This is a genomic window from Klebsiella sp. GW_Kp181 (assembly GCF_040062315.1).
In the GTDB taxonomy this organism is placed as follows: Bacteria; Pseudomonadota; Gammaproteobacteria; order Enterobacterales; family Enterobacteriaceae; genus Klebsiella; species Klebsiella oxytoca.
Genome location: NZ_JBEAFR010000010.1, coordinates 1 through 26,158 on the forward strand (window position 1 = coordinate 1; position 26,158 = coordinate 26,158).

Below are 26,158 nucleotides of genomic sequence, written 5' to 3' on the forward strand. Positions count from 1 at the left end.
GCGCCGGTGCCGTGTGGGAATCCGCCCACCTTGCCGGGCGCCGGTGCTGTGTGGAAATCCGCCCACCTTACCGGGCGCCGGTGCTGTGTGGAAATCCGCCCATCTTGCCGGGCGCCGGTGCCGTGTGGGAATCCGCCCACCTTGCCGGGCGCCGGTGCTGTGTGGAAATCCGCCCACCTTACCGGGCGCCGGTGCTGTGTGGAAATCCGCCCATCTTGCCGGGCGCCGGTGCCGTGTGGGAATCCGCCCACCTTACCGGGCGCCGGTGCTGTGTGGAAATCCGCCCATCTTCATGACAAAAATTTGTCAAATGACAGGCTCATGTGTGCTGATTTATGTCAGACGGGATTTTGCTTATCAATTATTGAGAACAGAAATTTTCCTGAATCATCAATACTATACTTAGCAAGTAAAGGTGTTTTCTCATTTATCTGCTTGAGTGCAGGATCAAGGAAAGATCGTTTCAACTCTGCCAAGTTCTTCTGCTGGGATTCCGGTAAGACGAAACGGTCATTTAACCAAGCATGAGTAGTAACCCATAAGCCTGAAGATTTGAATTGAGCAAGACTTTCATAAAGGCGGATCGTCCGGGGATTTCGAAGACTGCCACAATCGCGGAGCGAGTAGGTGGTGAACTGGTTGGTAATGACTCCAACTTACTGATAGTGTTTTATGTTCAGATAATGCCCGATGACTTTGTCATGCAGCGCCACCGATTTTGAGAACGACAGTGACTTCCTGCCCAGCCTTGCCAGATGCTGCCTCAGATTCTGGTTATGCCGCTCAATTCGCTGCGTATATCGCTTGCTGATAACGTGCAGTTCTCCCTTCAGGCGGGATTCATAAAGCGGCCAGCCATCCGTCATCCATACCACGACCTCAAAGGCCGACAGCAGGCCCGGAAGACGCTCCAGCGTGGCCAGAGTACGCTCACCAAAGACGCGTGCCACCACCGTCCTGCACATCCTGCCATAGGCGTAAAATAACCAGCGCTGACGTGATTTAGCCCCGACGTAGCCCCACTGTTCGTCCATTTCCGCGCAGACAATGACGTCACTGCCCGGTTGTATGCGTGAGGTTACCGACTGCGGTCTGAGTTTTTTAAGTGACGTAAAATCGTGTTGAGGCCAACGCCCATAATGCGGGCGGTTGCCCGGCATCCAACGCCATTCATGGCCATATCAATGATTTTCTGGTGCGTACCGGGCTGAGAGGCGGTGTAAGTGAACTGTAGCTGCCATGTTTTACGGCAGTGAGAGCAGAGATAGCGCTGATGTCCGGCAGTACTTTTACCGTTACGCACCACGCCTTCAGTAGCTGAGCAGGAGGGACAACTGATGGAGATGGAAGCCACTGGAGCACCTCAAAGACACCATCGTACACTAAATCAGTAAGTTGGCACCATTATCCGGCAGGCGATCTGGATTATCGTCACGCTGTTAAATATGTCGCGGTAGGGATACCCGTTACCGGATACCCCCCGCACAGATCCCGGCGTGCGCGATTTACGCACCGGGCTCCTGCCTCGGGTGTCTGGCGGTGAACCGCTCCACAGGCCATGGATGAAGAACCCGAACCCTTGGTAGCCATGCGGCTGCCAGTTTGTTTGCTTTCGTCCAGGTCGTATCATCCTTCTGGCTCCTGCGCCTGAGCGCCCGGCGCCAGAGGTTTGTTACGTGTGTCCTGAACTTCTGCATGGTGGGGAAGTTGCCCGGTACCGAGTGATAGTTCAGGTATCCCTGAACCACTCTCCTGAGCCATTTTCCCTGTTCGGGGATTGAGTAATGCCAGCGCCTTCGCAGACCGTCTTTGATGGCTTTCAGAGTTGCCGTCATCCGATCCCGGCGGGTCTTTCGTATCAGCATGAACCTGCCGTTGCGATCTTTCCCGCTGATGTGCGTGAACCCGAGGAAGTTGAACGTTTCTGGTTTGCCTTTTCCCCTGATGGCACGGTTTTCGGCAGCGAAGCGGCCGAACTCCATCAGACGGGTTTTCTCCGGGTGAACCGTGAGTCCGAACTCCCTCAGTCTGCGCTGCATGGCTATACGGAAGCGCCGGGCATCGTATCGTTTGTCGAACCCGATGACGATGTCATCGGCGTATCTGACCATTACCACATTGCCTGTGGCATAGCGACGTCGCCACTGATGCGCCCACAGATCGAAGACGTAGTGGAGGTATATGTTTGCCAGCAGCGGTGAGATGACCGCACCCTGTGGGGTGCCTTCCTCCGTTGCTCGCCATTGACCCTCCTCCAACGTCCCGGCTGTGAGCCACTTACGTATGAGCCTGATTACGCTCCGGTCGCCGATCCGATGCTCTGTGAACCTGATCAGCCATTCGTGGCTCACCCTGTCGAAGAACTGACTGATGTCGGCATCCAGTACCCAGTTTACGTTAGTGCGTACCAGCCCTGTGGCCAGTGCGTCCAGTGCATCGTGCTGGCTTCGCCCGGGTCTGAACCCGTATGAGAACCCCATAAAGTCGTTTTCATAGACTGCGTTCAGGATTTTCACCAGCGCATACTGGACGATCTTGTCCTCCAGCGAGGCGATGCCGAGCGGGCGTTGTTTTCCATCCGCTTTTGGGATGTAGTGACGCCTGCCGGGCTGCGCCCTGTAGCTGCCCTAATGTAGCCTCCGGTGCAGATCTGTTATGTTGTTCTTCATGTTTCCGGCGTAGTCCATCCACCTGATGCCATCCACTCCGGCGGCCGCTTTCCTGCTCAGGGAGAGGAATGCGGCTTCCAGTGCTTCGACTGTCAGCAGGTGGAACAATGCTGTAAACCGTTCTTTCTTCCGCTGCTTCGCAGCTTCCCGCACGCGTGACAGCCTCTGTGACATGCTTTCCCGGCTCTGTGTCCGGCGCATGTGTGGCTGTTCCGCGTTCCCCTTGGCCCCGCTCCTTCGCTCCACTGACTCCGCTCCTTTCGGGTTGTTCGCCTGCTTCGCCGCTACTATGAGCGAGTCCGACTTCTCCTCTCCGTACATCACCGGCTATGACTCCTCGTCTTCCCGGTGCGGGCCGTCTCCGACACTGGCAGATGGTCAGAGGGGAGATCTCCCGGTTCCCGCGTAGAGATCGTATTGACATGCCAGGGTCTCAGACCCCGCCGGGTCCATGTGGCACTCGCAGTATCGCACCCTATGATGTTGCCTTCCGTTAACAGTACAACGTCGGCACCCGGTAATTTAATATACATTTCGTGGCTCAATGGCTGGCCTGTCAACACCCCTGTCAACGCTTCGCCCCATACCTCGCGGTATGCAACGCATGACTCGGGGACCTTGTGGATTGCTGGTCCTTCAATGGTCGGGGACTTTCACCCCTTGATCTCTACCGGTCTCCCGGTGAACACTGTATGTATAACCAGTAAAATTAGAGTGTCAGGAGGAAAGATGAAACTACAACTTTTCAGCACCGGGAAAGAACTCCCGCCACAGGCCCATCCATTGTTTGCCGATCTGGCCAGCTGCGGTTTTCCCAGCCCTGCTGCTGACTATGTCGAGTCCGATCTGGATCTCCATGATTACTGCATACGGCATCCGAGCGCGACGTACTACCTGCGTGCCAGCGGAGACAGCATGGCCGACGGCAGTCTGTACAATGGCGATCTGCTGGTTGTGGACAGTGCTGAAAAGCCGCGGCACGGCGATATCGTTGTCGCCAGCATGCAGGGGGAGTTTACGGTGAAACGGCTTCTGCTGACGCCGCGACTGACGCTGCAGCCCATGAATGCCTCCTGGTCGCCGATTTATCCTGATCCCGACGAGCTGGATATCTTTGGCGTCGTCACGCATATCATCCACCGCCCGAGGGAGATGTACTGATGTTTGCCCTGGCCGATGTGAACAGCTTCTATGCCAGCTGTGAACGTGTTTTCCGCCCGGATTTGAAAGGAAAGCCGATAGTCGTCCTGAGCAACAACGACGGGAATGTAATCGCTCGCAGTGCCGAGGCGAAGCCCTGGATCAAAATGGGAACTCCGTGGTTTCAGATAAAAAACGAAAGATACCCGGAAAAAATATATGCGTTTTCAAGTAACTATGAACTTTATGCCTCGATGTTGGCGCGCGTGATGAACAGCCTGGAGGAACTGGCCCCCAGAGTGGAACAGTATTCAATTGATGAGATGTTCCTCGATTTGACCGGCGTGGAGCACTGTATGGAGCTTGAGGACTTCGGCCGGCAGCTGCGTCAGCACGTGTATGACTGTACCCACCTGACCATTGGCGTGGGCGCCGGACCAACGAAGACCCTCGCAAAATCAGCCCAGTGGGCCTCAAAAGAGTGGAAACAGTTTCGTGGCGTACTTGCTCTGACCAGGGGAAATCCGCAGAGAACGCGGAAACTGCTTTCACTGCAGCCGGTTGAAGAAATCTGGGGGGTGGGTAACCGTATTGCACGCAAGCTGAATGTACTGGGCATTAAGACCGCGCTCGATCTCGCCCTGACGAACCCGGCCTTCATCCGCAAAAATTTTTCTGTGGTCCTTGAGCGAACGGTACGGGAACTGAACGGGGAAAGCTGCCTTTCGCTTGAGGAAGCCCCTCCGACGAAACAGCAAATTGTCTGCAGCCGCAGTTTTGGCGTGAAGATCACGGAGTACGAGTCACTCCGTCAGGCTATCTGTCAGCACGCAGAGCGGGCCTCTGAAAAACTGCGTAAAGAGCACCAGTATTGCCGGCATATTTCCGTTTTCATCAAAACGTCTCCGTTCGCCATTAAAGAGCCTTACTACGGCAACGTGGCTACGGAAAAACTTCTTACACCCACTCAGGACACCAGGGACATCATTGCAGCCGCTACAACGGCTCTGGAGCGTATCTGGAGGGATGGGCACCGGTATGCCAAAGCCGGAGTTATGCTGAATGACTTCACCGGCTCCGGCGTTTCGCAGCTGCAGCTGTTCGACGAACGCCCGCCACGCCCTTACAGTGCTGAGCTGATGAAGGTTCTGGACGGGATCAACAACTCAGGGCTGGGTAAAGTATGGTTTGCGGGGCGGGGTATTGCCCCGGAATGGCAGATGAAACGGGAGATGCTTTCTCCTGCTTATACGACACGATGGTCAGATATTCCTTCAGCGAAACTGGCGTAAAACTTTGGCGATTTCACCTTGAAATTCTCAGCCTAAACTGCCTAATTACAATAAGTTAGATGTGAAATCGCCATGGCGAAATTATTGACTCAAATTTCTGTCAAGGACCTCGTTGATAGCCTTGTCCAGTTCATCCTGAATCACTTTTGACATACGGCTAAACTCATAAGTCAGCGTACGCCCTTTCACACGCTTACGCGCGAACTTGTCCTTTTCTTCAAAAGACCAGAGTGGGGAAACCACTGACTTTTCCTTGGGAGATGGATCTATCAATGCCTGAGATGCCTGAGAAATCAGCTTCAGTATACTGGCTTTCTGTTCGTCTTCTGGTCGCTCGCCTTCACTCAAAATTGCATCGAGCTGAGCTGATACAGACTGAATGAGTTCTTCAGGCGTTAATCCCTTTTCACTGAGTTTTTCATTAACTTCTAAAAGAAGTTTATAGTCACTAAACGATAGCTCCGACTGAACCGGGAACAGAGAAATCAAGTCTTGCGGTACGGCCGCCGCCTGCAGCGCCCTGGTAACTTTAGCTTGAGATAACCCCTCCAGTTCAGCAATTTCCTTTTGATTAAATCCGGACTCTTTAAGAGCGATCAATCTCAGGCCAATCTCCCGAAGATTATGTTCTTTAGCTGTCTGGATATCTTTAGCCAGTTGGCGAGCTTCATCAGCTGATAAATGCTCTTCGGTAACCATTACATCAAGGCCTGTACGGACAAAAATTGCTGAGGCTCGCCGTCTTGAACCATCCAGTATCTCAATCCTTTCACTTTGCTTAATACCAATACAGGGAAAGAACTGCTGAAACTTAATCGTCTGGATAATGGATTTCAGGGATTCCCTGGTCAGTGCAAGTTGATCTCTTCCGTTGTTTTCCTGGTTTACGAAGGTCTTACTTTCAACTTCAGATGCAGGCACCCGAACAAACCTGAACGTTACCTTCCTGCCGGTTTTTAAGGTAAATACCTGGCTTCTACCGGTGTCCGTCATTTCCGCAATTGACGCCTGGGTATTTAACTGTCTGCCGATGGTTTTTCTTTTCTCATTCGACATCACATACCTCCGTTAGTACGAATGAACTCGATGCGATCAAAGACTGCCTTCGCAAAGTCTTCCGCTGCTGATTTTGCGCTTTTTAGTGCCTCTGTACTTCCATCATAGGTTGCTGGATTTGCTGAAATAACTGTGTCAAAAGTCTCCCCACAACGTTCGAAACCATCCAGTCTTGGCAGAACCATGTCTAGCATATCGGCACCGAAAACCTCTTTGGCCTGACTATGGCAAATTTTGTGATCAGACTTGTTCAGGATCTTGGACATGAAGCCGACATTACCGATGAGATTGCAGGTGTGCCCATCCATTTCGATGGAATCTATGAGGGCAGGGAGGCTGGCCACAAACTTCAGGGAAGAATGAAAATCAACCGTCGCCGGTGGAAGAGGGGTCAACATCAGGTCTGCCGCCCCAATGCAGTTTTTCAGGAACGCATCAAGGTGAGGACCACTATCAAGGAAAATAAAGTCGTAGTCATGCTGGAGCTTGTCGATAATGTTCTCTTTAAGCACCGCATGAATATTTTTCCCTGGCAGATGTTCTTCACACAATCCCTTCCAGCCTTCAGCAAGGAATGCATCGTCAATGGAAGCGGGGATTACATCAACACCAGGGATAATAGACGGTACTATAAAATCGGAAAGTAATTCTTCACGAGACACGTTCTGGAGCATGGCCTGAGCAGCCGTATTTTCAACCAAGCCCACTGAATTCTCATGGCTCAGGAACATTGTCAGAGATGCCTGCGGATCGAAATCGATGGCCAGAATACGCAGGTCTTCGAACAGAAGCTGAGGATGAGCTCGAAAAGCATGTGATAATGAAGCGGTAGAAACTGTCTTGGAACCACCACCTTTAAGATTACATACAAAAATCGTAAAGGCTTTATCGAAGCGATCCCTGTACTTCGGTACTTTACGATGGTTATACAGATCGATGACATTCTGAATCGTCATCGCGTATTTCATCGTATTACCAGAAGGTTTCTTTTTAAAAATGTAGCCACCGGCTTCCATTTCGGACACAGCATACTCAACACTGCCTTTACTGAGCTTAGGCAGCTTATACAGAGCGGCTTTGCTGTATTCCTGATAGAACTCGGTAAGCTTCAATTCCTCTTTTTGCTGTCGGATACTTTCGCTCAAAGATGTCAGAAGCTTACCTGCACGTGTAGCGACTTTCCGTAACTGCTCAATATTGTCCATTTATCACCTCATGACGTTTTTTGTCATTTTGAACAAAAAGTGTCATGTTGCAAGAAAAAAATCATATTGTTTTGATTTCGCTCTCAACAGAAGGGGGATGAAGCTCGACGGGCGTGCTACTAAATCACACTGCAGCAACACGCAGACGCACTTTTGACCATCAACAGCAACTCATACAAAAGGGCTTTGAGAAAGGTATTCAACTTGCAAGACAGGAGAGTCATTCAGAAGGATTCTGATTTTAGTTACGACCAGTGCAATGCTGAGCCTTATGTATCAGCGCTCGCCGCAGCCATGTAACCGAGCGTAGCGAGCGAACTGGCGAGGAAGCGAAGAGGAACCGTTCCGGCAGATAGCTCTTACGCTCAGCACAAGAAGAGTTTTCCATCCTCTGTGGGAAACAGGTCAACTTTAATGGACGCTCCGGACTATGGGAAACAGGTCAACTTCGCGGACGGCCCGGACTATGGGAAACAGGTCAACTTCACGGGCGGCCGGGAGTGTGGGGAACAGGTCAACTTCGCGGACGGCCCGGATTATGGGAAACAGGTCAACTTCGCGGGCGGCCGGGACTGTGGGAAACAGGTCAACTTTGCAGACGGCCCGGACTGTGGGAAACAGGTCAACTTCGCGGGCGGCCGGGAGTGTGGGGAACAGGTCAACTTCGCGGACGGCCCGGACTAAGGGAAACAGGTCAGCTTCTCGGACGGCCCGGACTATGGGAAACAGGTCAACTTCTCGGACGGTCGGGAGTGTGGGAAACAGGTCAAGTTAGGCAAGCACTATGGGAAACACAGCAAGTTCAGTATCCCCCCATATGTCAGCAACAAACTAAGGGGGGAGGAAATAAAAATTACAGACTATTGTTTTTTATCAAGAAAATTAAACAGCAAGCGACCATCTTCTTCAGTGGTATATGTTACCTTTAATGGCGTCTTCTCATTAATTTTCTTCAGAGCAGGTTCCAGGAAGGTACGCTTCATTTCAGCAATATTGTTTTTCTGCGAGGCAGGGAGCATAAACCTTTCACATAACCAGTCATGTGTGGTGATCCAGACACCAGTGCTCCGGAACTGACACAGGCTTTCATAAAGCCGGATGACACGAACACTATTAAGCTGGCCACAGTCATAGAGAGAATAGGTAGTGAACTGGGAGGTTAAGCCGACCAGGAATGGCATGACCTTGTAGTTAAATTCAATCTGCCAGGAACCCCGGCCTCGCTTCATTCCTGCTTCAGCCAGCCACGGACGTTTAACTTCTTCAAACTCACCTTCTTTTGGATAAAAGGTAACCGTTGATTCGCCCAGAGCATTTACCCCAGCCTTCACATCACGACTGGCGACAGACGTAGCGACATTGAAGTATTTGACGTAATCGGAAACGCTGATTTTGAAGAGCGGCAATACGTCAGAGTCATCTTCCTGGCTGTCATTAAAATAGGCCTGCATGAGGCATAACCACAGCACACGTTTTGCCTGAAGAGGCAGGTAATATGCAGCTTCGGTCAATTCGTTAGATTGCTTTATACTGGCGCGTTTTTTAAACGTTTTAGTAGCTGGCAAGAGTGCTTGAGTATCCATTTCAATGCCTATGGGTAAATTTTTACCCACCCATAATGACAGTGAAAACAGAAATTGCAAGCTATCGCGATACTTATCCACCGGAAAAATCTGCACTTTATCCACAAGTGGATAATTGAGAACTGAACTTGACCTCTTTCCCATAGCTTGTTGATGCGTATCCCATAGCTTGTTGACACAAAACCCACTGATACGTGATTAATTTCCCATATTATGTTTACCAGTTGCCCATACAGGCCCCCTCTCAGGCCGCACTGTACGCGGCTTTCAGGCTCCCTAAAAGATGTAAAATAAAGAAAAAGAATAAAAAAGTACTTTATAAAAATATGCCCGTGGATAAGTGGATAACCCCGAGGGGAGGTGATTTTTCAGGCATTGAGCGTAAGCAGAATTTATAAGTTTTGTTCCCTGGTGCTTCCTCGCTCACTCGGGGCTTCGCCCTGTCGCTCGACTGCGGCGAGCACTGCTGGCTCGATCATATCCGTGGCCGGAAGATACTACTCCTCCCCCGAGTCGCTCTCCAGAGCCGGCTACAGCGAGACAACCCGCACGAAGATTTCTATCGTCCCTGCAGACATATTCGAATCGTTTTTATTAACCCTGGCTTCCGTCGTGACAGAACACTACGTCCTGTAAAAGGGGGACTAAGGCCCCTGAATCACACACCTGAATAATGCGGAGTTTTACGATAATGTCATTGCTGGAAACTTTCCTGACCGCTTCTCAGGGGGCAACAATCCTGTTCCTTGCCATGCTGATCTACTGGCAAAAGCGATAAATCCAAGCGGGCTGGCCTTTGGCCAGCTTCGCTGTATAAGGGGAAAAATGCGGCATATCCAGACATTTCACTAGGCAATTTGAATTCAGATATCTATGCTTGGGATCCGGTCAACAGGAGGTAACAAGATGAAACTTGAAACTATACAGATAGATAATACCGTAAGGAGTGGTCTTAATTCTTTCACTGACGGGGTGATTATTCGTGATACAAAGGTATTGATCACGCTCAATCTCCCGGATGGACAGAAAACCACTATTGAGGGGGAATGGCGGCATATGTCGGACGCCAACAGGTTATCAGAACGTATTACGATGCTTCAGCATGCGATCTATGAGCAGTATGAGGAATACAGAGCAGATATTCCCGTCAGCTGGTCCAGATAACGTCTGACAGACCTCCCCGGCGAGCAGGACGTTCGCCAGCATCATTCTCCTAAGTACTTAAATATTCCCTTTCAGCATGGCTACCGCATCCGCTTCGGGCATCTGAAACTGAACTCGATGCCGCGCAGCAACATCAAGTGCGAACACCTTCGTATAGACTTCCGTCGAGCTAATCGATTTGTGGCCCATCAGGCTCTGCAAAACCTTCAGTGGTATGCCGGCATACAGCATATGCATCGCGTAGGAGTGGCGGAACGTATGCGGGGTGACCGGCACCGAGAATGTCACCCCGTCGACGGCGGCCGCTTCAACCGCTTCGCCAATCCAGGTCCGTACTGTCCGGTCGGTGATGTCCCAGATGCGGGCTTTCTCTGTTCTGCCGGTACGCTTGTTGCGTCTTTCCAGCGGAATTTTCAGGGTGGCCACCATCATCTGCAGCTGGCTGACGTAGTGGTGATCGGAAAGCGGAACCAGACGATGAGCCTGGCTACCGGCGGGAGCTCGGCCGGCTGTCCTGGCCGCTTTTTCGGTGCGCTGCTTAAGCGTGGCCAGCTGCACGAACGGATACGGTGGCACCAGCGAAAAATCCCCCCGGGTCAGCGCCAGCGCCTCGTTGATACGTGCGCCGGTGTTCCAGAGGGTTGCCAGCAGCATCTTGCGGTGCAAATCGGGCACATAATGGAGCAGGGCGCTGACTTCCGGTGCCAGCAGGTATTTCGGTAGTTCATCTTGAACGAGCGCCATCTGGCGCAGGGCCAGCGCGGCGGGATAGTCAATGGCCACCGGCATTTGCGCCGGCTGCTGCGGGTGAGAATATGATAAGAGGCCGCTCATTGGTTTGACATTCCATCAGGTATCACTAATTGATTCCACTCCCTGTTGCGGGTAGCTTCAGCAGCGCGCAGGGCTCTTTCGCGCCTCCAGACTTTACGAAACACGGAAACTGCAGACCATTCATCATGACCTGTAAGACGTGTTTCGGGCATCCCGGTTGCCTTGCGCAGACGGACGGCAAGAATGACAGCGTTGATGCCCAAGCGCGTGAACTGATACTGCCGTTCCCTGAAATAGTCCTTATGCCAAGGAGGGTCGGAGTATTCGGCGGCATATGCAATTGCCCTGTGGGCCTCATCCTGGAGCACCGGCAGTTCACGGATGCGATACATAAGACGTGGCTCTAAAGTCCGCCAGTCACCGGAGACATCGATCAGATTCAGTTCAGGGTAATTCGTGACAGCTTTTCTCTCAGGCTGGGGGGCATCATCATCCTGGCCGTCATCCGTCACAACCCGGAAACAACCCTCAGCATACCGTTCAAGCATGAATACCAACTCGGTGGCAATGTAATGCAGTTCCTTTTTCATTTTATCTTCTGACGCCTGTCTCTCACGCTTAAGCGTGAAATAATGTGTCAGCCAGATGCCAGTGAGTGTTATACCCCCAGTAAGCAGGCCAGTGATAAGCCCGGTTGCCACGTTTCCCCAGATCCCCGCCCCTTGATTAATCAGCTGTACGGAAACCGGATGGGATGTCGCAGCAACTATACTCTCAGTTGCGGCCTGTATATCAGTCATTGATCATTTACCCCTTTATATTCCTGAGAAATCCCGCCCTCTGTCCGTAGTCAGCGGCCGGCAGCCAGCTCTTCAGCCAGTTTCACAAACCTTTTGTGCTCAGTCTGCAGGTAATGGCTGTAAATCCGGGCATCACGTTCTGTCAGTCCGGATGGATTGCCGGTGAAGTAACGTTGCAGCACCGCAATACAGTGATTGTAGGTATCGAGATCATATTCCCAGTTTCCCAGCTCACCGGCCGCATCCAGTTCCTGGCGAAACTGCTCGTATTTACGGAGCAGAATGCCAAGACCTAATTCTGTTGCAGCATAAAGATTATTTTCTCCTGGCGCGGAAATCGCATTACGGATTTTTTCAAAAGCATAACTGAAATCATTTCTCTCATTGAATGCAGTAAACATGTCCTTTCCTCAGTTGAATAGTTAGCCGTGCAATTTTACCACACCTCAATCATCGTCAGATGAGTGCCACTCTGTCGCGACAGTGACTTTCACGAGAGTGATTTTCACATACTAAAATAATAAGCAGCCATATAACAACGTAATTAAATTACCTGACGGCCGCTCTGGCCGGATCCGACTTTTATGTTATTCCACAGTTTCCGGAAGTGTACCACGCACACGGAATAACCACAGCGCCCTTTCAGGGTGGTGAGCGGCCGGTCACGGGGCAGGGGAGGGGCACAACATATATGGTCACTGACAGCTGGAAACACCGCTACATCTTGTGTTTCCGGGCCGCTGCGCGCCGGCGGGGCTGAATCAGATCCGGAACTGCCTTTTTTCGGATCTGAGCGGGAAAAGTGAGAAACCAACATAGGTGTAACATATCCATATGCCGGGCATCTGCATAGGCAAAGCATACGCATATACCTACCATCTGCATATGTAACACCTATACAAGCCGGGCTTGCAGGCATATACTTCACCTATGCGGGAATACTCCCTGGCACACTCAGCATATGAGGAAAAACCATGCGCACAGTTTCAATATTTAAAAACGGCAATAACCGCGCCATCCGTCTGCCCCGGGACCTGGATTTTGATGGCGTCAGCGAGCTGGAGATCGTCCGGGAAGGGGACAGCATCATTCTGCGTCCCGTCCGGCCGACCTGGGGCTCGTTCGCGCAGCTGGACAGGGCCGATCCGGACTTTATGGCGGAGCGTGAGGATGTGGTCAGCGATGAAGGACGCTTTGAGCCATGAAGAAAACCTGGATGCTCGACACCAACATCTGCTCGTTCATCATGCGCGAGCAGCCGGCAGCGGTGCTGAAGCGCCTGGAGCAGGCGGTGCTGCGCGGTGATCGCATTGTGGTCTCGGCCGTGACGTATGCCGAGATGCGCTTCGGCGCCACCGGCCCGAAGGCCTCGCCGCGCCATATTCAGCTGGTCGACGCGTTCTGCGCGCGCCTCGATGCCGTCCTGCCCTGGGACCGCGCCGCGGTGGACGCCACGACGGACATCCGGGTGGCGCTGCGCCTAGCCGGGACGCCGATCGGCCCGAATGACACGGCCATTGCCGGGCACGCCATCGCGGCGGGCGCCATCCTGGTGACGAACAATGTGAGAGAGTTTGCGCGGGTCCCGGGCCTGGTGCTGGAAGACTGGGTGAAATAATCCCGTAATAATTTCCGTGACGGAGACGACAGACATGAATGGGCTTTGTTGAATAAATCGAACTTTTGCTGAGTTGAAGGATCAGATCACGCATCCTCCCGACTGGATTTGCCCCTATATTTCCAGACACCTGTTATCACTTAATGGAGTGACCCCGAGCCCGTAGACAAATCTGCCCTATAGTTTGAGCATAGGAGGAGTCTATGGGCACATCACGTTTTACCCCTGAATTTAAGGAAGAGGCCGTCCGCCAGATCACCGAGCGGGGCTATTCTATTGCTGAAGTATCTGAACGGCTCGGCGTGTCGGCGCACAGCCTATATAAATGGCTCCGGGCTGTTAAGCCTGACAACAGTGGACAGCAGGCACAGGATTTACTGGATGCCAGAACAGAAATTCTCAGGCTGAAAGCACAGCTTAAACGCACTGAGGAAGAGCGGGATATTCTGAAAAAGGCAGCGCGGTACTTTGCAAGGGAGCCCGACTGAAGTATCGCTTTATCAACGATCACCGTGAAATCTGGTCGATCGTTACAATGTGTCGGGTCCTTAAGGTTGCCCGTGCCGGATTTTATGTCTGGCTCCATAACCCTGTATCTGCCGGAGAAAAGGATAACCAGCGACTGCTGGAACTCATCCGCGACTCCTATACGCTGAGTGGTGGAGTTTACGGTTATCGCAGGGTTCATGGCGATCTTCGCGAAATTGGCGAAGTGTGCAGCAGAAACCGGGTTGCCAAAATCATGAGGAAAAACAGGATTCAGGCTATACATGGTTATAAAGTGCCACGCGGGAGCCGGGGACGACCGTCACTGATAGCGCCTAATCACGTGCGGCGTGAATTTACTGTAGTGAAGCCCAATCAGGTGTGGGTCACCGACATCACCTACATCCGCACCTGGCAGGGCTGGCTGTACCTGGCAGTGGTTATCGATCTTTTTGCCCGTAATGTGGTGGGCTGGTCGATGAAGCCGACACTGTCGCGCGAGCTGGCACTGGATGCGCTGCTGATGGGGTCGTTTGCGGGAGAGGGCGAAATCCTACGCTAAGGCTTTGGCCAACGATATTCTCCGGTAAGATTGATGTGTTCCCAGGGGATAGGAGAAGTCGCTTGATATCTAGTATGACGTCTGTCGCACCTGCTTGATCGCGGCCGCGATAGCTAGATCGCGTTGCTCCTCTTCTCCATCCGCGTTCCAAGCTGCGGAAAGGCACCCATAAGCGTACGCCTGGTCGAGCAGGCGACGCGGATCGACGTCCAGCGCACGAGAGAATGCGTCCGCCATCTGTGCAATGCGTCTAGGATCGAGACAAAGGTCGTCTCTGTCAGCCGGATCGTAGAACATATTGGCGGCACCAAAGCCCACTTCACCGACCAGACCGACGGGATCTATCACCAGCCAGCCGCGACTGGAGAACATGATGTTTTCATGATGCAGATCGCCATGTAGCCCACGCAGTTCCGAGGCATTGCTCATCATTTGATCGGCTATAATCGCCGCGTGGACGTAGTCAGTTTGACAACCTGCGTTTTGATCATCGCGCGCCCGCTGAAACAAAGCTGCAAAGCGATCCCGGATCGGGAGAAGGGCAGAAGGCAGGGGTTCCTCAGATGCGGCATACAGCTTCGCCATTAGTTCCGCTGCAATTTCGGTCGCCTGGTAGTCGCCGTGCTCGGCAACGATGTGAGAGAGCATTCGCTCCCCGGCATATTCGAGCAACATCAGATTGTTCTCACGACCGAGCAACCGGACTGCTCCCCTCCCATTGCGCCATACCAGATAGTCGGCCCCGCGCAGTTCATCAGCAATGTCTTCTATAGGTTTCAATCCCTTGACGATTGCAGGAGTCCCGTCTGGCAATGAAACTTTCCAAACGAGGCTGGAAAAGGTGTCCGCAATGAGAACAGGTTGCGAAACGTGCCAATGAGCAGGAAAAACAGGCGGCATGAACATCAACCCCAAGTCAGAGGGTCCAATCGCAGATAGAAGGCAAGGCGTTCGCGGTCGGGGGCTTCGATCCCCAATACATTGAATAGGACAGCGAAGGCGCGCTCTGCTTCATCTGGCGCTGCCCAGTTCTCTTCGGCGTTAGCAATCATGAGTGCCAAATCGGCATAGCGATCTGCTGTTCCGAGCCGCCCAAGGTCGATCAGACCCGTGCATTGAAGAGTTTTAGGGTCCACCATGAAGTTCGGCATGCAGGGATCACCATGGCAAACAACCATATCGGTGCGCTCTTGGTCGAGCCGCACCGGTAGCTCTCGTTCGACACGAGCCAAAAGATCGAGCTGCGGCGTACTCTTGTCCTCGTCCGGTAAGAAGTCGGGATTGACGGCATTGCGGGACACCACATCAACGGCGCGTCCGAACATTCGCGACAGCCTGCGCTCAAACGGACATTGATCAACCGATAGGCTGTGAACAGCGCCAAGTTGCTGCCCCATTGACGGCCACGCTTTGAGCAAATCCGCTCCAGACAGATCAGCCGCCGGTACTCCCGGAATTGCCGTTATCACCAAGCATGCACCCTCCTGTTCCTCCTGCCAGTTGATCACCTCGGGGCAAGCCACACCTCGACCTTTGAGCCAAATGAGGCGGTCACGCTCTCCAGCGAGCTCACCGCGGCGGGAAGCAGGTGCGATTTTCGCGAAGGCATGCCCGTCACCACGTCGAAAAACAAAATCACCAGATTCTCCGCCTCTGACAGGCAACCAGTCAGAATGCGATTCACCAAAAAAAATATTAGTTCGATTCAATGGAGGTTCCTTCAGTTTTCTGATGAAGCGCGGAGGTGGCTCAACCTGCGAAAAGAAACGAGTTGCTATGGACTTGCACCGGTTGTGTTCCGGTCTATCTCTCATTTTAAGCGGCTTTTTTCTCAAATGCCACCGGCGATTTCCAGCCGAGTGTTGAATGTCTTCGGCGTGGATTATAAAAGCCATTTATATATTCGAAGATTGCAATCTCAATATCTCGCCTTGTTTGCCAGTGTCTGCGCCAAATCAACTCAGCCTTTAATGATTTAAAGAAGCTTTCTACTGCGGAGTTATCAAAACAATTGCCTTTCCCGCTCATGGACGGCAGCAATTGATGTTTGAGCAGTAGCTTTTGATATTCATGAGCGCAATATTGGCTCCCACGGTCTGTGTGTTGAATACAACCCGGTGGTGGTTTGCGTAAAGCCAACGCCATATTCAGTGCCCTTAATGCAAGATCCTGCTTTAATCGATCACCTGTTGCCCAGCCAATCACGCGACGGGAATACAGGTCAAGGATAACAGCAAGATAGACCCATCCTTCTCTGGTCCAAACATAAGTGATATCGCCTGCCCATTTCTGGTTGGGTGCGCTTGCGCTAAAGTCTTGTTTTAATAGGTTCGGTGCAATGTTGAAGGTATGATGACTATCCGTTGTCCGTTTGAATTTACGCGTTCGAACAACTGTAATGTTATTCTGGCGCATCAAACGTCCAACCCGACGCTGCCCAACCTGCAGGCCCAGCGCTTTCAACTCTTCTGTCATACGCGGCCTACCATAGCTCCCCAAACACAACCGATGCTGCTCACGTATATGCGCTAGAAGTATAAGATCACGACGCTGGCGCAGTGATGGAGGACGGCGTTTCCATGCACGTAAACCACGATCTGTTACGCCCATCAAACGACATATGCGTGAACGTGAGAGAGAGCCACGGTAATCCGTAATAAACTGAAATCTCACAGCTTTTGTACTGCGAAAAATATTGCTGCCTTTTTTAATATCTCCCTCTCCTCCCGAAGGATACGGTTCTCTTTGCGTAAACGTTCATTCTCACGCAGAAGATCAGTGTCTTGGGTAGGAATTTTAGTTTCATCGGAAATTGATGCGATCCATTTCCCAAGCGTGGAAAGCCCAATACTTAAATCTGACGCAACTTGACGGCGTGTTAAGCCACTAGTGAGTGCTATGCGAACTGCATCACGCTTAAATTCATCACTATGCTTTAATGACATATATGGTCTCCTTGATAACAAATAATGCTCTCAAAAAGACCGGAACGAAACCGAGGCAAGTCCACTACGTAAGTCCGAGAACATGCTTTCCATGGTCTCTGAGCTCGCCTTTGGGACCGACATATCGGTAGAGAGTGACGCGCTCGATGCCGAGTTCCTTGCAGAGATCGGAAACTGAAGTATCGCGCTGGGCCATGGCGGCTTGCGCGAGACGCACCTGAGCTTTGGTGAGCGCGAATTTTCGTCCGCCCTTGCGACCGCGCGCTCTCGCGGAGGCGAGACCCGCCATGGTGCGCTCTCGGATCAGATCCCGCTCGAACTCGGCCAAGGTGGCGAAGATTCCGAACACCATGCGACCGGACGCAGTCGTGGTGTCGATCTGAGCGCCCTTTCCAGTCAGAACCCGCAGGCCGATCTTGCGGTCTGACAGCTCCTTCACCGTGTTGACCAGATGGGCAAGCGATCGTCCGAGGCGATCGAGCTTCCAGACCACCAGCACATCGCCGTCACGCAATGACTTGAGGCAGGCAGTCAAGCCAGGGCGATCATCACGACCGCCGGAAGCAAGATCATCATAGATATTGTCCCGTTCGACACCTGCGGCGCGCAAGGCGTCGTGCTGCAGGTCGAGAGACTGCGAGCCATCGGCTTTGGAGACGCGGGCATATCCGATCAGCATGTATCACAAACGTTGGTTTGAGGCGGCGCTTCGGCCACGATTGCATTGACCTCTGGAAATGTATCTCAACCAGCTTCATAAACAAAGCGTCTTGAACGCTATCAGATTTTGAAAAAGGAACATGTATGCCGCGTCGCGTCACTCTAACCGATCGGCAGAAAGACGCGCTGTTGCGCTTGCCGACTTCACAGACGGATTTGCTCAAGCACTATACGCTGAGTGATGAAGACCTTGGGCATATCAGGCTCTGATGAATCCCCTAATGATTTTGGTAAAAATCATTAAGTTAAGGTGGATACACATCTTGTCATATGATCAAATGGTTTCGCGAAAAATCAATAATCAGACAACAAGATGTGCGAACTCGATATTTTACACGACTCTCTTTACCAATTCTGCCCCGAATTACACTTAAAACGACTCAACAGCTTAACGTTGGCTTGCCACGCATTACTTGACTGTAAAACTCTCACTCTTACCGAACTTGGCCGTAACCTGCCAACCAAAGCGAGAACAAAACATAACATCAAACGAATCGACCGATTGTTAGGTAATCGTCACCTCCACAAAGAGCGACTCGCTGTATACCGTTGGCATGCTAGCTTTATCTGTTCGGGCAATACGATGCCCATTGTACTTGTTGACTGGTCTGATATTCGTGAGCAAAAACGACTTATGGTATTGCGAGCTTCAGTCGCACTACACGGTCGTTCTGTTACTCTTTATGAGAAAGCGTTCCCGCTTTCAGAGCAATGTTCAAAGAAAGCTCATGACCAATTTCTAGCCGACCTTGCGAGCATTCTACCGAGTAACACCACACCGCTCATTGTCAGTGATGCTGGCTTTAAAGTGCCATGGTATAAATCCGTTGAGAAGCTGGGTTGGTACTGGTTAAGTCGAGTAAGAGGAAAAGTACAATATGCAGACCTAGGAGCGGAAAACTGGAAACCTATCAGCAACTTACATGATATGTCATCTAGTCACTCAAAGACTTTAGGCTATAAGAGGCTGACTAAAAGCAATCCAATCTCATGCCAAATTCTATTGTATAAATCTCGCTCTAAAGGCCGAAAAAATCAGCGCTCGACACGGACTCATTGTCACCACCCGTCACCTAAAATCTACTCAGCGTCGGCAAAGGAGCCATGGGTTCTAGCAACTAACTTACCTGTTGAAATTCGAACACCCAAACAACTTGTTAATATCTATTCGAAGCGAATGCAGATTGAAGAAACCTTCCGAGACTTGAAAAGTCCTGCCTACGGACTAGGCCTACGCCATAGCCGAACGAGCAGCTCAGAGCGTTTTGATATCATGCTGCTAATCGCCCTGATGCTTCAACTAACATGTTGACTTGCGGGCGTTCATGCTCAGAAACAAGGTTGGGACAAGCACTTCCAGGCTAACACAGTCAGAAATCGAAACGTACTCTCAACAGTTCGCTTAGGCATGGAAGTTTTGCGGCATTCTGGCTACACAATAACAAGGGAAGACTTACTCGTGGCTGCAACCCTACTAGCTCAAAATTTATTCACACATGGTTACGCTTTGGGGAAATTATGAGGGGATCTCTCAGTGCATTGCCTCCAATTCCCATAATTTATTACGCCGATAATAACTTGGTGTAACCTTAAAAATGTACTTAAATCGACGTGTAAAAGATTGTTGGGAATCAAATTGATATTTTAATGCGATCTCAAGGATAGTTTTTTTCGTCAACCTCAACTCAACAGCCGCTTTCGTCAAACGACGAGCACGAATATAGCTAGCCAGTGTGACCCCTGTTACTTTTTTGAACAGCCGCTGAAAATACCACTTGGTATAACCCGCTTTATTCGCCACATCATCAAGCAGTAAAGACTGATCTAAATTATGTTCAATCCATAATAGAACATCTTTGATAACCGTTGTATGAAACTGCTTATCATCATATCTTAATTGGATGTTATTAGCTTTATTTTGATAGCGAGAATGCTGTTCAATATACATAAAATAACCTAAATGTTCTTAAGATTGTCACGACCACATCATCATGATACCATAAACATACTGACGGTATGTTATTTTAAATCTATCATGGAAAATAAAAATCATCAACAAGAAAATTTTAAGAGTACCTATCAATCACTGGTTAACTCAGCACGAATATTGTTTGTTGAAAAAGGCTATCAAGCTGTTTCAATAGATGAGATCTCGGGAAAAGCGTTGGTGACCAAAGGTGCCTTTTATCATCACTTTAAAAATAAAAAACAATTACTCAGTGCCTGTTATAAGCAGCAATTAATTATGATTGATGCCTACATCACAACAAAAACTGATTTAACAAATGGTTGGTCTGCCTTAGAAAGTATATTTGAACATTATCTTGATTATATTATTGATAATAATAAAAACCTTATCCCTATCCAAGAAGTGATGCCAATCATTGGTTGGAATGAACTTGAAAAAATTAGCCTTGAATACATTACTGGTAAGGTAAACGCCATTGTCAGCAAATTGATCCAAGAGAACCAACTTAAAGCTTATGATGATGATGTGCTTAAAAACTTACTCAATGGCTGGTTTATGCATATCGCAATACATGCGAAAAACCTAAAAGAGCTTGCCGATAAAAAAGGCCAATTTATTGCTATTTACCGCGGCTTTTTATTGAGCTTGAAAGATAAATAAAATAGATAGGTTTTATTTGAAGCTAAATCTTCTTTATCGTAAAAAATGCCCTCTTGGGTTATCAAGAGGGTCATTATATTTCGCGGAATAACATCATTTGGTGACGAAATAACTAAGCACTTGTCTCCTGTTTACTCCCCTGAGCTTGAGGGGTTAACATGAAGGTCATCGATAGCAGGATAATAATACAGTAAAACGCTAAACCAATAATCCAAATCCAGCCATCCCAAATTGGTAGTGAATGATTATAAATAACAGCAAACAGTAATGGGCCAATAACACCGGTTGCATTGGTAAGGCTCACCAATAATCCCTGTAAAGCACCTTGCTGATGACTCTTTGTTTGGATAGACATCACTCCCTGTAATGCAGGTAAAGCGATCCCACCACCAGCCAATAAAATTAAAACAGGGAAAACTAACCAACCTTCAGATATAAACGCTAAAAAGGCAAATGCACTACTATCTGCAATAAATCCGAGCAGTACTGCCGTTTTTTCGCCCCATTTAGTGGCTATTCTTCCTGCCACAAAGGCTTGGAATACTGAGTGTAAAAGACCAAGACCCGCTAATGAAAAGCCAACCATCATGCTATTCCATCCAAAACGATTTTCGGTAAATAGCACCCACACCGTTGCGGGAATTTGGCCTATCAATTGCGCTGAAAAATAAATAATCAACAAAATGGGCATCGTTTTAAATAAAGTGATGTATACCGAATTCGATTGCGTCTCAACCCCTACTTCGGTATCTGTATTATCACGTGTATTTTTGGTTTCACGGAACCAAAACATAACCACAAGGAAAGCGACAATATTTAGCAACGCAGCGATAAAAAAGGGACTATGCGGTGAAATCTCTCCTGCAAAACCACCAATAATAGGCCCCGCTATTAAACCAAGCCCAAAACTTGCCCCTAACCAACCGAACCACTTCACGCGTTGAGAAGCTGAGGTGGTATCGGCAATGACCGATGCCGCGACAGCCCCAGTAGCTCCTGTGATCCCTGAAAGCAAACGGCCTAAATACAGCATCCAAAGCGCACTTGAAAAAGCCAGCAATAAGTAATCCAGCGATGCGCCTATTAATGACAACAACAGCACTGGGCGCCGACCAAATCGGTCAGACATTTTTCCAAGCCAAGGAGCAAAGATAACCTGCATTAACGCATAAAGTGCAAGCAATACGCCAAAGTGGTTAGCGATATCTTCCGAAGCAATAAATTCACGTAATAACGTTGGCAAGACTGGCATGATAAGGCCAATCCCCATGGCATCGAGTAACGTAATTACCAATGCGATCTTTGTCGAACTATTCATTTCACTTTTCTCTATCACTGATAGGGAGTGGTAAAATAACTCTATCAATGATAGAGTGTCAACAAAAATTAGGAATTAATGATGTCTAGATTAGATAAAAGTAAAGTGATTAACAGCGCATTAGAGCTGCTTAATGAGGTCGGAATCGAAGGTTTAACAACCCGTAAACTCGCCCAGAAGCTAGGTGTAGAGCAGCCTACATTGTATTGGCATGTAAAAAATAAGCGGGCTTTGCTCGACGCCTTAGCCATTGAGATGTTAGATAGGCACCATACTCACTTTTGCCCTTTAGAAGGGGAAAGCTGGCAAGATTTTTTACGTAATAACGCTAAAAGTTTTAGATGTGCTTTACTAAGTCATCGCGATGGAGCAAAAGTACATTTAGGTACACGGCCTACAGAAAAACAGTATGAAACTCTCGAAAATCAATTAGCCTTTTTATGCCAACAAGGTTTTTCACTAGAGAATGCATTATATGCACTCAGCGCTGTGGGGCATTTTACTTTAGGTTGCGTATTGGAAGATCAAGAGCATCAAGTCGCTAAAGAAGAAAGGGAAACACCTACTACTGATAGTATGCCGCCATTATTACGACAAGCTATCGAATTATTTGATCACCAAGGTGCAGAGCCAGCCTTCTTATTCGGCCTTGAATTGATCATATGCGGATTAGAAAAACAACTTAAATGTGAAAGTGGGTCTTAAAAGCAGCATAACCTTTTTCCGTGATGGTAACTTCACGGTAACCAAGATGTCGAGTTAACCACCCTTTAGATTCATAAAGCGAAAATAATGCGGCTCCAACGTACCCACCTAAATGGAAACGGCGTTCACTCCAATCTAAACACGCACAACAGATTTTACGTGAATGTTTGGAAGGAACGTCAATTCCCATTTCATGAAAATATTGAATACCACTTAATGTGATCATTGAACCATTTTCAGTGATCCATTGCTGTTGACAAAGGGAATCATAGATCTTAACGGCAACTTCGCCAGCTAAATGATCATAGCAAGTACGTGCTTTTCGTAAATGCACTGGCGTGGAAACTTTGGCATGTACGCCATGGTTTAAGGAGATCCCCATCATACTTTCCATCAATTCAGCAATATCTTTTCCTGCTAGCCGAAAATAACGATGCTTGCCTTGAGCTACTACTGTGATTAGCTGGCAATCTAATAATTTAGATAAATGACTGCTCGCCGTTGAAGCTGATATATTCGCCACAGAACTTAGCTCAGTGGCCGTCCAAGCTCGCCCATCCATCAAAGCACTGAGTATTTTAACTCGTGAAATGTCAGACATAGCCGCCCCTATCGCGGCTATTGAGGACTCAAAGGTAACCTCTTTTCGTATTAAATTAGCCATCGCAAGTTCACTTTATTGCCCAAGGGAGCGTAACAGATGCAGCCATACTATCATTGTCCGTTATTAATATCAGTTGGTTAGCATGGTCACTGTATTGCACTAAAATATTAATGTTATTCTCCGCCAATACTCGTGCTATTTCGCCAAGTTCCCCCGGTTTTTCCTGTTTTAACTTACGAATTAATGGTGTCCGGATCGCAAGTACTAACAGTCCAGCTTGCTCTAGCGCTATTTTAGCTTCCTTTCCTTGTTCAACAAGAAAATGAGCATGGCATTCATCACCAACCGTAAATATCCCTCCCCCTTCCAATCCAATACCTTTATTACCTAATGTTTTTCCTAGTAATGCTAATTGTCCTATTTGATTATCTAAAACAACGTGAACATCAAACATTATCCTTGTCCTTTTTAAATGAATATTCGCGAGTAATATGAGCAATACTAATTTTGTAAAAATCAAATATTGACTCTCGCCCTTCTTGTTGAGCTTTCGCATGTAAAACATGATTTTTCCATTGCAGAACTGCGTATTCGTTTTCCCACCAAGATAGCGATAACATTTTTCCTTCTGTAGCTAGACTTTGAAAACGTTCAATTGAAATAAAACCAGCTACATGACTTAATAGTGGTCTTAACTCCTCAGCTAAAGTCAAATAGCGAGTTTGTTGGTCGGGTTGTATTTGCACCTCAAATATTACAGCAATCATATTTTTCTCCGTTATTAATCAACAAACAGAGTAATCCACCCGAAAATTAACACTTCGATAAGCAACGAAATATAGAAAGGTCATGCTGCTGTTTTATGTTGTATATCACACTTCTTTAAATTGCTCGGCCTGCGCTTATCATGTTCTCCTTCTCTTATAATTTTGTTTATTATTTATACTTTTTTATTTTTTGCTATCACCGAAAATAGTGCGGATCCCGCATGGTATTTAGGTTTACCCATCATTAAATACCATTGTTGTTATTTTAATCTTTTTAATATTTCATGATTAAGATCACACTAAAATTATGACCCTATTAACTAAAAGTTATGGATACCCTAATAAAACTCATTGTTAAAGATTAGTTAACCAAAGTAACTTCATTTTTCACTATTGTTAAATTGTTATAGTGAAAATTCTGGTAAACTAATAGAGGTAAAAAAATGATCCTAGATGCCAGTTATACATTATTAGTCGCATGTATCGCGCTACTCATAGGAATGTTTGTCGTAAAATTTACCCCGTTCCTACAAAAAAACCACATACCAGAAGCCGTCGTTGGTGGCTTTATTGTTGCAATTGTTCTGTTAATTATTGATAAAACATCAGGTTATTCGTTTACTTTTGATGCTTCATTGCAAAGTTTATTAATGCTCACATTCTTTTCCTCTATCGGGCTAAGTTCTGACTTTTCTCGACTGATTAAAGGAGGAAAGCCGTTAGTTCTATTAACTATTGCAGTAACGATCCTAATCGCCATTCAAAATACTGTCGGCATGAGTATGGCTGTCATGATGAATGAAAGTCCATTTATTGGCTTAATTGCAGGTTCAATTACTCTAACAGGTGGTCATGGTAATGCCGGAGCATGGGGCCCTATTCTCGCTGATAAATATGATGTAACAGGCGCCGTTGAATTAGCGATGGCTTGTGCAACACTTGGATTAGTGTTGGGTGGTTTAGTTGGCGGCCCTGTTGCCCGTCATCTTTTGAAAAAGGTCTCTATTCCTAAAACAACCGAGCAAGAGCGCGACACTATCGTTGAAGCTTTTGAGCAACCAAGCGTCAAAAGAAAAATCAATGCAAATAACGTTATTGAAACCATTTCAATGCTGATTATCTGTATTGTTGTTGGTGGCTATATCAGTGCATTGTTTAAAGATACTTTTCTGCAACTGCCTACTTTTGTCTGGTGTTTATTTGTCGGTATTATTATCCGTAATACACTGACTCATGTATTTAAACACGAAGTGTTTGAGCCGACCGTCGATGTATTAGGTAGCGTTGCTTTATCGCTTTTCTTGGCAATGGCGTTAATGTCATTAAAATTTGGTCAATTGGCAAGCATGGCAGGGCCAGTATTAATTATCATTGCTGTACAAACTGTTGTCATGGTGCTATTTGCCTGCTTTGTCACCTTCAAAATGATGGGCAAAGATTATGATGCTGTCGTGATCAGCGCGGGTCACTGTGGCTTTGGTATGGGAGCAACACCAACAGCAATTGCGAATATGCAAACAGTCACAAAAGCATTTGGACCATCACATAAAGCTTTCCTTGTCGTTCCTATGGTCGGTGCCTTTATTGTTGATATTTCAAACAGTATCTTAATTAAAATATTTATTGAAATTGGTACATACTTTACCTAATAGCTACACACTACTCGGCGTACTTCTCCTAACAATTTATTATAGGGCAGTATGCCGAGCCGCTTTCTTACCCCGTATATTCCCCTAGTCAATCTATTTAGCTTGCACGTTTACGAATTAATTCTCGTGACAACTAAACCAAAATTTGAATTATGACGAGTATATCTGATTATTTATACTTTATTCGTTAGAATAGTCCGTAGAAATAAATAATCAGTAGGCTACATGGAATGAAATTAAGACATCTCGATATCTTTTATGCTGTAATGACTTGTGGTTCCTTAACGCGTGCGGCTGAAGTTTTACATATTTCTCAACCCGCGGCGAGTAAAGCACTCAAACATGCTGAGCACTGAGAGATCCCCTCATAATTTCCCCAAAACGTAACCATGTGTGAATAGATTTTGAGTAAGCAGGGGGCTTTGTTGAATAAATCAGATTTCGGGTAAGTCTCCCCCGTAGCGGGTTGTGT

The 26,158-nt window shown here is 48.3% G+C and carries 26 protein-coding genes and 5 pseudogenes; 13 read left to right on the plus strand and 18 right to left on the minus strand.

Going from position 1 to position 26,158, the window contains the following annotated elements:
- Positions 1 to 338 precede the first annotated feature (338 nt).
- From ABLV11_RS06005 to ltrA, 3 genes and pseudogenes are all read right to left on the minus strand, one after another.
- Positions 339 to 647 (minus strand): annotated as a pseudogene (locus ABLV11_RS06005) (replication initiation protein); the annotation flags it as partial.
- Between the two features lie 9 nt (positions 648 to 656).
- A protein-coding gene (locus tag ABLV11_RS06010; RefSeq protein ID WP_223229472.1) for an IS1-like element IS1X3 family transposase occupies positions 657 to 1,354 on the minus strand; the annotation gives its coding sequence in 2 pieces (ribosomal slippage) (positions 657 to 1,105 and positions 1,105 to 1,354; 699 coding nt in all).
- Between the two features lie 151 nt (positions 1,355 to 1,505).
- A pseudogene (ltrA, locus tag ABLV11_RS06015) lies at positions 1,506 to 2,993 on the minus strand (group II intron reverse transcriptase/maturase).
- A 405-nt stretch (positions 2,994 to 3,398) separates the two neighbouring features.
- Between ltrA and umuD the strand changes: the two are divergent.
- Both umuD and ABLV11_RS06025 read left to right on the plus strand, forming a co-directional pair.
- A complete protein-coding gene (gene umuD / locus ABLV11_RS06020; RefSeq protein WP_000776034.1) occupies positions 3,399 to 3,830 on the plus strand; it encodes a translesion error-prone DNA polymerase V autoproteolytic subunit in 432 nt (143 codons plus the stop codon).
- The gene (locus ABLV11_RS06025; protein ID WP_000457559.1) at positions 3,830 to 5,101 is read left to right on the plus strand and encodes a Y-family DNA polymerase; all 1,272 of its coding nucleotides are present in this window, start codon (positions 3,830 to 3,832) and stop codon (positions 5,099 to 5,101) included. The genes umuD and ABLV11_RS06025 overlap by 1 nt, the downstream gene beginning before the upstream one ends.
- A gap of 81 nt (positions 5,102 to 5,182) precedes the next feature.
- On the opposite strand, the gene ABLV11_RS06030 is transcribed toward ABLV11_RS06025, so the two are convergent.
- On the minus strand, positions 5,183 to 6,157 hold the full coding sequence (locus ABLV11_RS06030; RefSeq protein WP_000064119.1) for a ParB family protein: 975 nt from the start codon (positions 6,155 to 6,157) through the stop codon (positions 5,183 to 5,185).
- Positions 6,157 to 7,362, minus strand: coding sequence for an AAA family ATPase (locus ABLV11_RS06035; RefSeq protein WP_000368714.1), 1,206 nt, complete (start codon positions 7,360 to 7,362; stop codon positions 6,157 to 6,159). The genes ABLV11_RS06030 and ABLV11_RS06035 overlap by 1 nt, the downstream gene beginning before the upstream one ends.
- A gap of 414 nt (positions 7,363 to 7,776) precedes the next feature.
- On the opposite strand from ABLV11_RS06035, the gene ABLV11_RS06040 reads away from it, so the two are divergent.
- Positions 7,777 to 8,046: a hypothetical protein gene (locus ABLV11_RS06040; RefSeq protein WP_000339857.1), complete on the plus strand. Its 270-nt coding sequence runs from the start codon at positions 7,777 to 7,779 to the stop codon at positions 8,044 to 8,046.
- A gap of 176 nt (positions 8,047 to 8,222) precedes the next feature.
- Here ABLV11_RS06040 and ABLV11_RS06045 read toward each other — a convergent pair whose 3' ends face one another.
- Positions 8,223 to 9,089 (minus strand): replication initiation protein, encoded by an 867-nt coding sequence (locus ABLV11_RS06045; RefSeq protein ID WP_004118283.1) that lies wholly within the window; start codon positions 9,087 to 9,089, stop codon positions 8,223 to 8,225.
- Between the two features lie 529 nt (positions 9,090 to 9,618).
- On the opposite strand from ABLV11_RS06045, the gene ABLV11_RS06050 reads away from it, so the two are divergent.
- Complete coding sequence (locus tag ABLV11_RS06050) at positions 9,619 to 9,723, plus strand: hypothetical protein (RefSeq protein ID WP_032409716.1); 105 nt, start codon at positions 9,619 to 9,621, stop codon at positions 9,721 to 9,723.
- Between the two features lie 128 nt (positions 9,724 to 9,851).
- Complete coding sequence (locus ABLV11_RS06055; RefSeq protein WP_000764642.1) at positions 9,852 to 10,109, plus strand: hypothetical protein; 258 nt, start codon at positions 9,852 to 9,854, stop codon at positions 10,107 to 10,109.
- A 57-nt stretch (positions 10,110 to 10,166) separates the two neighbouring features.
- On the opposite strand, the gene ABLV11_RS06060 is transcribed toward ABLV11_RS06055, so the two are convergent.
- Genes ABLV11_RS06060 through ABLV11_RS06070 form a run of 3 tightly spaced genes read right to left on the minus strand, consistent with a single transcriptional unit; the run spans position 10,167 to position 12,084 of the window.
- On the minus strand, positions 10,167 to 10,943 hold the full coding sequence (locus tag ABLV11_RS06060; RefSeq protein WP_000015958.1) for a site-specific integrase: 777 nt from the start codon (positions 10,941 to 10,943) through the stop codon (positions 10,167 to 10,169).
- Positions 10,940 to 11,683, minus strand: coding sequence for a hypothetical protein (locus ABLV11_RS06065; protein ID WP_000129823.1), 744 nt, complete (start codon positions 11,681 to 11,683; stop codon positions 10,940 to 10,942). Before ABLV11_RS06065 ends, ABLV11_RS06060 begins: the two co-directional genes overlap by 4 nt.
- A 50-nt stretch (positions 11,684 to 11,733) precedes the next feature.
- The gene (locus ABLV11_RS06070) at positions 11,734 to 12,084 is read right to left on the minus strand and encodes a hypothetical protein (RefSeq protein WP_000493378.1); all 351 of its coding nucleotides are present in this window, start codon (positions 12,082 to 12,084) and stop codon (positions 11,734 to 11,736) included.
- Between the two features lie 573 nt (positions 12,085 to 12,657).
- Here ABLV11_RS06070 and vapB point away from each other — a divergent pair.
- The 3 genes and pseudogenes from vapB to ABLV11_RS06085 all read left to right on the plus strand — a co-directional run.
- Entirely contained in the window at positions 12,658 to 12,888 is a 231-nt protein-coding gene (gene vapB / locus ABLV11_RS06075; RefSeq protein WP_001261276.1) for a type II toxin-antitoxin system VapB family antitoxin, read from the plus strand.
- Complete coding sequence (locus tag ABLV11_RS06080; protein WP_000754566.1) at positions 12,885 to 13,301, plus strand: type II toxin-antitoxin system VapC family toxin; 417 nt, start codon at positions 12,885 to 12,887, stop codon at positions 13,299 to 13,301. The genes vapB and ABLV11_RS06080 overlap by 4 nt, the downstream gene beginning before the upstream one ends.
- Before the next feature lie 203 nt (positions 13,302 to 13,504).
- Positions 13,505 to 14,313 (plus strand): annotated as a pseudogene (locus tag ABLV11_RS06085) (IS3-like element ISEc15 family transposase); the annotation flags it as partial.
- Between the two features lie 105 nt (positions 14,314 to 14,418).
- Here ABLV11_RS06085 and ABLV11_RS06090 read toward each other — a convergent pair.
- From ABLV11_RS06090 to ABLV11_RS06105, 4 genes are all read right to left on the minus strand, one after another.
- Positions 14,419 to 15,255, minus strand: coding sequence for an aminoglycoside O-phosphotransferase APH(6)-Id (locus tag ABLV11_RS06090; RefSeq protein WP_000480968.1), 837 nt, complete (start codon positions 15,253 to 15,255; stop codon positions 14,419 to 14,421).
- On the minus strand, positions 15,255 to 16,058 hold the full coding sequence (gene aph(3'')-Ib, locus ABLV11_RS06095; RefSeq protein ID WP_001082319.1) for an aminoglycoside O-phosphotransferase APH(3'')-Ib: 804 nt from the start codon (positions 16,056 to 16,058) through the stop codon (positions 15,255 to 15,257). Before aph(3'')-Ib ends, ABLV11_RS06090 begins: the two co-directional genes overlap by 1 nt.
- Before the next feature lie 106 nt (positions 16,059 to 16,164).
- Positions 16,165 to 17,294, minus strand: a protein-coding gene (locus ABLV11_RS06100) for an IS3-like element IS1133 family transposase (RefSeq protein ID WP_085959879.1) whose coding sequence is annotated in 2 segments (ribosomal slippage) — positions 16,165 to 17,048 and positions 17,048 to 17,294 — 1,131 coding nt in all. Because the reading frame shifts where the segments join, the coding sequence is not laid out codon by codon here.
- A 64-nt stretch (positions 17,295 to 17,358) separates the two neighbouring features.
- Entirely contained in the window at positions 17,359 to 17,973 is a 615-nt protein-coding gene (locus ABLV11_RS06105; RefSeq protein WP_000904906.1) for a recombinase family protein, read from the minus strand.
- Positions 17,974 to 18,327: 354 nt separating this feature from the next.
- Between ABLV11_RS06105 and ABLV11_RS06110 the strand changes: the two are divergent.
- A pseudogene (locus tag ABLV11_RS06110) lies at positions 18,328 to 19,536 on the plus strand (IS4-like element ISVsa5 family transposase).
- A 9-nt stretch (positions 19,537 to 19,545) separates the two neighbouring features.
- Here the strand turns inward: ABLV11_RS06110 and ABLV11_RS06115 are convergent.
- Complete coding sequence (locus tag ABLV11_RS06115) at positions 19,546 to 19,962, minus strand: helix-turn-helix domain-containing protein (protein ID WP_000275180.1); 417 nt, start codon at positions 19,960 to 19,962, stop codon at positions 19,546 to 19,548.
- A gap of 87 nt (positions 19,963 to 20,049) precedes the next feature.
- On the opposite strand from ABLV11_RS06115, the gene tetC reads away from it, so the two are divergent.
- Positions 20,050 to 20,643: a tetracyline resistance-associated transcriptional repressor TetC gene (gene tetC / locus ABLV11_RS06120; protein WP_000428546.1), complete on the plus strand. Its 594-nt coding sequence runs from the start codon at positions 20,050 to 20,052 to the stop codon at positions 20,641 to 20,643.
- 112 nt (positions 20,644 to 20,755) lie between these two features.
- Here tetC and tet(B) read toward each other — a convergent pair whose 3' ends face one another.
- Positions 20,756 to 21,961, minus strand: a complete 1,206-nt coding sequence (tet(B), locus tag ABLV11_RS06125; protein WP_001089068.1) for a tetracycline efflux MFS transporter Tet(B) — start codon at positions 21,959 to 21,961, stop codon at positions 20,756 to 20,758.
- An 81-nt stretch (positions 21,962 to 22,042) separates the two neighbouring features.
- Here tet(B) and tetR(B) point away from each other — a divergent pair, with 81 nt between their 5' ends.
- Positions 22,043 to 22,666 (plus strand): tetracycline resistance transcriptional repressor TetR(B), encoded by a 624-nt coding sequence (gene tetR(B) / locus ABLV11_RS06130; protein WP_000088605.1) that lies wholly within the window; start codon positions 22,043 to 22,045, stop codon positions 22,664 to 22,666.
- On the opposite strand, the gene ABLV11_RS06135 is transcribed toward tetR(B), so the two are convergent.
- The 3 genes from ABLV11_RS06135 to ABLV11_RS06145 are packed head-to-tail and all read right to left on the minus strand — an operon-like array spanning position 22,644 to position 24,037.
- On the minus strand, positions 22,644 to 23,330 hold the full coding sequence (locus tag ABLV11_RS06135) for a winged helix-turn-helix domain-containing protein (RefSeq protein ID WP_001284954.1): 687 nt from the start codon (positions 23,328 to 23,330) through the stop codon (positions 22,644 to 22,646). The two genes, tetR(B) and ABLV11_RS06135, sit on opposite strands and share 23 nt — an antisense overlap.
- Before the next feature lie 7 nt (positions 23,331 to 23,337).
- Entirely contained in the window at positions 23,338 to 23,724 is a 387-nt protein-coding gene (locus ABLV11_RS06140) for a hypothetical protein (protein WP_000460651.1), read from the minus strand.
- Positions 23,717 to 24,037, minus strand: a complete 321-nt coding sequence (locus ABLV11_RS06145) for an antibiotic biosynthesis monooxygenase (protein ID WP_000562370.1) — start codon at positions 24,035 to 24,037, stop codon at positions 23,717 to 23,719. The genes ABLV11_RS06140 and ABLV11_RS06145 overlap by 8 nt, the downstream gene beginning before the upstream one ends.
- 443 nt (positions 24,038 to 24,480) lie before the next feature.
- Between ABLV11_RS06145 and gltS the strand changes: the two genes are divergently transcribed.
- Both gltS and ABLV11_RS06155 read left to right on the plus strand, forming a co-directional pair.
- The gene (gene gltS, locus ABLV11_RS06150) at positions 24,481 to 25,686 is read left to right on the plus strand and encodes a sodium/glutamate symporter (protein ID WP_000599530.1); all 1,206 of its coding nucleotides are present in this window, start codon (positions 24,481 to 24,483) and stop codon (positions 25,684 to 25,686) included.
- A 230-nt stretch (positions 25,687 to 25,916) separates the two neighbouring features.
- Positions 25,917 to 26,036, plus strand: a pseudogene (locus ABLV11_RS06155) (LysR family transcriptional regulator); the annotation flags it as partial.
- Between the last annotated feature and the right edge of the window lie 122 nt (positions 26,037 to 26,158).

Bases quoted from the DNA above. Each gene is read 5' to 3' on its own strand.
- ABLV11_RS06055 (WP_000764642.1), top strand. From the start codon at position 9,852: ATGAAACTTGAAACTATACAGATAGATAATACCGTAAGGAGTGGTCTT.
- ABLV11_RS06025 (WP_000457559.1), top strand. From the start codon at position 3,830: ATGTTTGCCCTGGCCGATGTGAACAGCTTCTATGCCAGCTGTGAACGT.
- ABLV11_RS06090 (WP_000480968.1), bottom strand. From the start codon at position 15,255: ATGTTCATGCCGCCTGTTTTTCCTGCTCATTGGCACGTTTCGCAACCT.
- ABLV11_RS06115 (WP_000275180.1), bottom strand. From the start codon at position 19,962: ATGTATATTGAACAGCATTCTCGCTATCAAAATAAAGCTAATAACATC.
- ABLV11_RS06145 (WP_000562370.1), bottom strand. From the start codon at position 24,037: ATGATTGCTGTAATATTTGAGGTGCAAATACAACCCGACCAACAAACT.
- ABLV11_RS06135 (WP_001284954.1), bottom strand. From the start codon at position 23,330: ATGGCTAATTTAATACGAAAAGAGGTTACCTTTGAGTCCTCAATAGCC.
- ABLV11_RS06035 (WP_000368714.1), bottom strand. From the start codon at position 7,362: ATGGACAATATTGAGCAGTTACGGAAAGTCGCTACACGTGCAGGTAAG.
- ABLV11_RS06045 (WP_004118283.1), bottom strand. From the start codon at position 9,089: ATGGGAAAGAGGTCAAGTTCAGTTCTCAATTATCCACTTGTGGATAAA.
- vapB (WP_001261276.1), top strand. From the start codon at position 12,658: ATGCGCACAGTTTCAATATTTAAAAACGGCAATAACCGCGCCATCCGT.
- ABLV11_RS06080 (WP_000754566.1), top strand. From the start codon at position 12,885: ATGAAGAAAACCTGGATGCTCGACACCAACATCTGCTCGTTCATCATG.
- gltS (WP_000599530.1), top strand. From the start codon at position 24,481: ATGATCCTAGATGCCAGTTATACATTATTAGTCGCATGTATCGCGCTA.
- umuD (WP_000776034.1), top strand. From the start codon at position 3,399: ATGAAACTACAACTTTTCAGCACCGGGAAAGAACTCCCGCCACAGGCC.
- ABLV11_RS06065 (WP_000129823.1), bottom strand. From the start codon at position 11,683: ATGACTGATATACAGGCCGCAACTGAGAGTATAGTTGCTGCGACATCC.
- ABLV11_RS06050 (WP_032409716.1), top strand. From the start codon at position 9,619: ATGCGGAGTTTTACGATAATGTCATTGCTGGAAACTTTCCTGACCGCT.
- ABLV11_RS06040 (WP_000339857.1), top strand. From the start codon at position 7,777: ATGGACGCTCCGGACTATGGGAAACAGGTCAACTTCGCGGACGGCCCG.
- ABLV11_RS06070 (WP_000493378.1), bottom strand. From the start codon at position 12,084: ATGTTTACTGCATTCAATGAGAGAAATGATTTCAGTTATGCTTTTGAA.
- ABLV11_RS06140 (WP_000460651.1), bottom strand. From the start codon at position 23,724: ATGTTTGATGTTCACGTTGTTTTAGATAATCAAATAGGACAATTAGCA.
- ABLV11_RS06105 (WP_000904906.1), bottom strand. From the start codon at position 17,973: ATGCTGATCGGATATGCCCGCGTCTCCAAAGCCGATGGCTCGCAGTCT.
- ABLV11_RS06030 (WP_000064119.1), bottom strand. From the start codon at position 6,157: ATGTCGAATGAGAAAAGAAAAACCATCGGCAGACAGTTAAATACCCAG.
- ABLV11_RS06060 (WP_000015958.1), bottom strand. From the start codon at position 10,943: ATGAGCGGCCTCTTATCATATTCTCACCCGCAGCAGCCGGCGCAAATG.
- tetC (WP_000428546.1), top strand. From the start codon at position 20,050: ATGGAAAATAAAAATCATCAACAAGAAAATTTTAAGAGTACCTATCAA.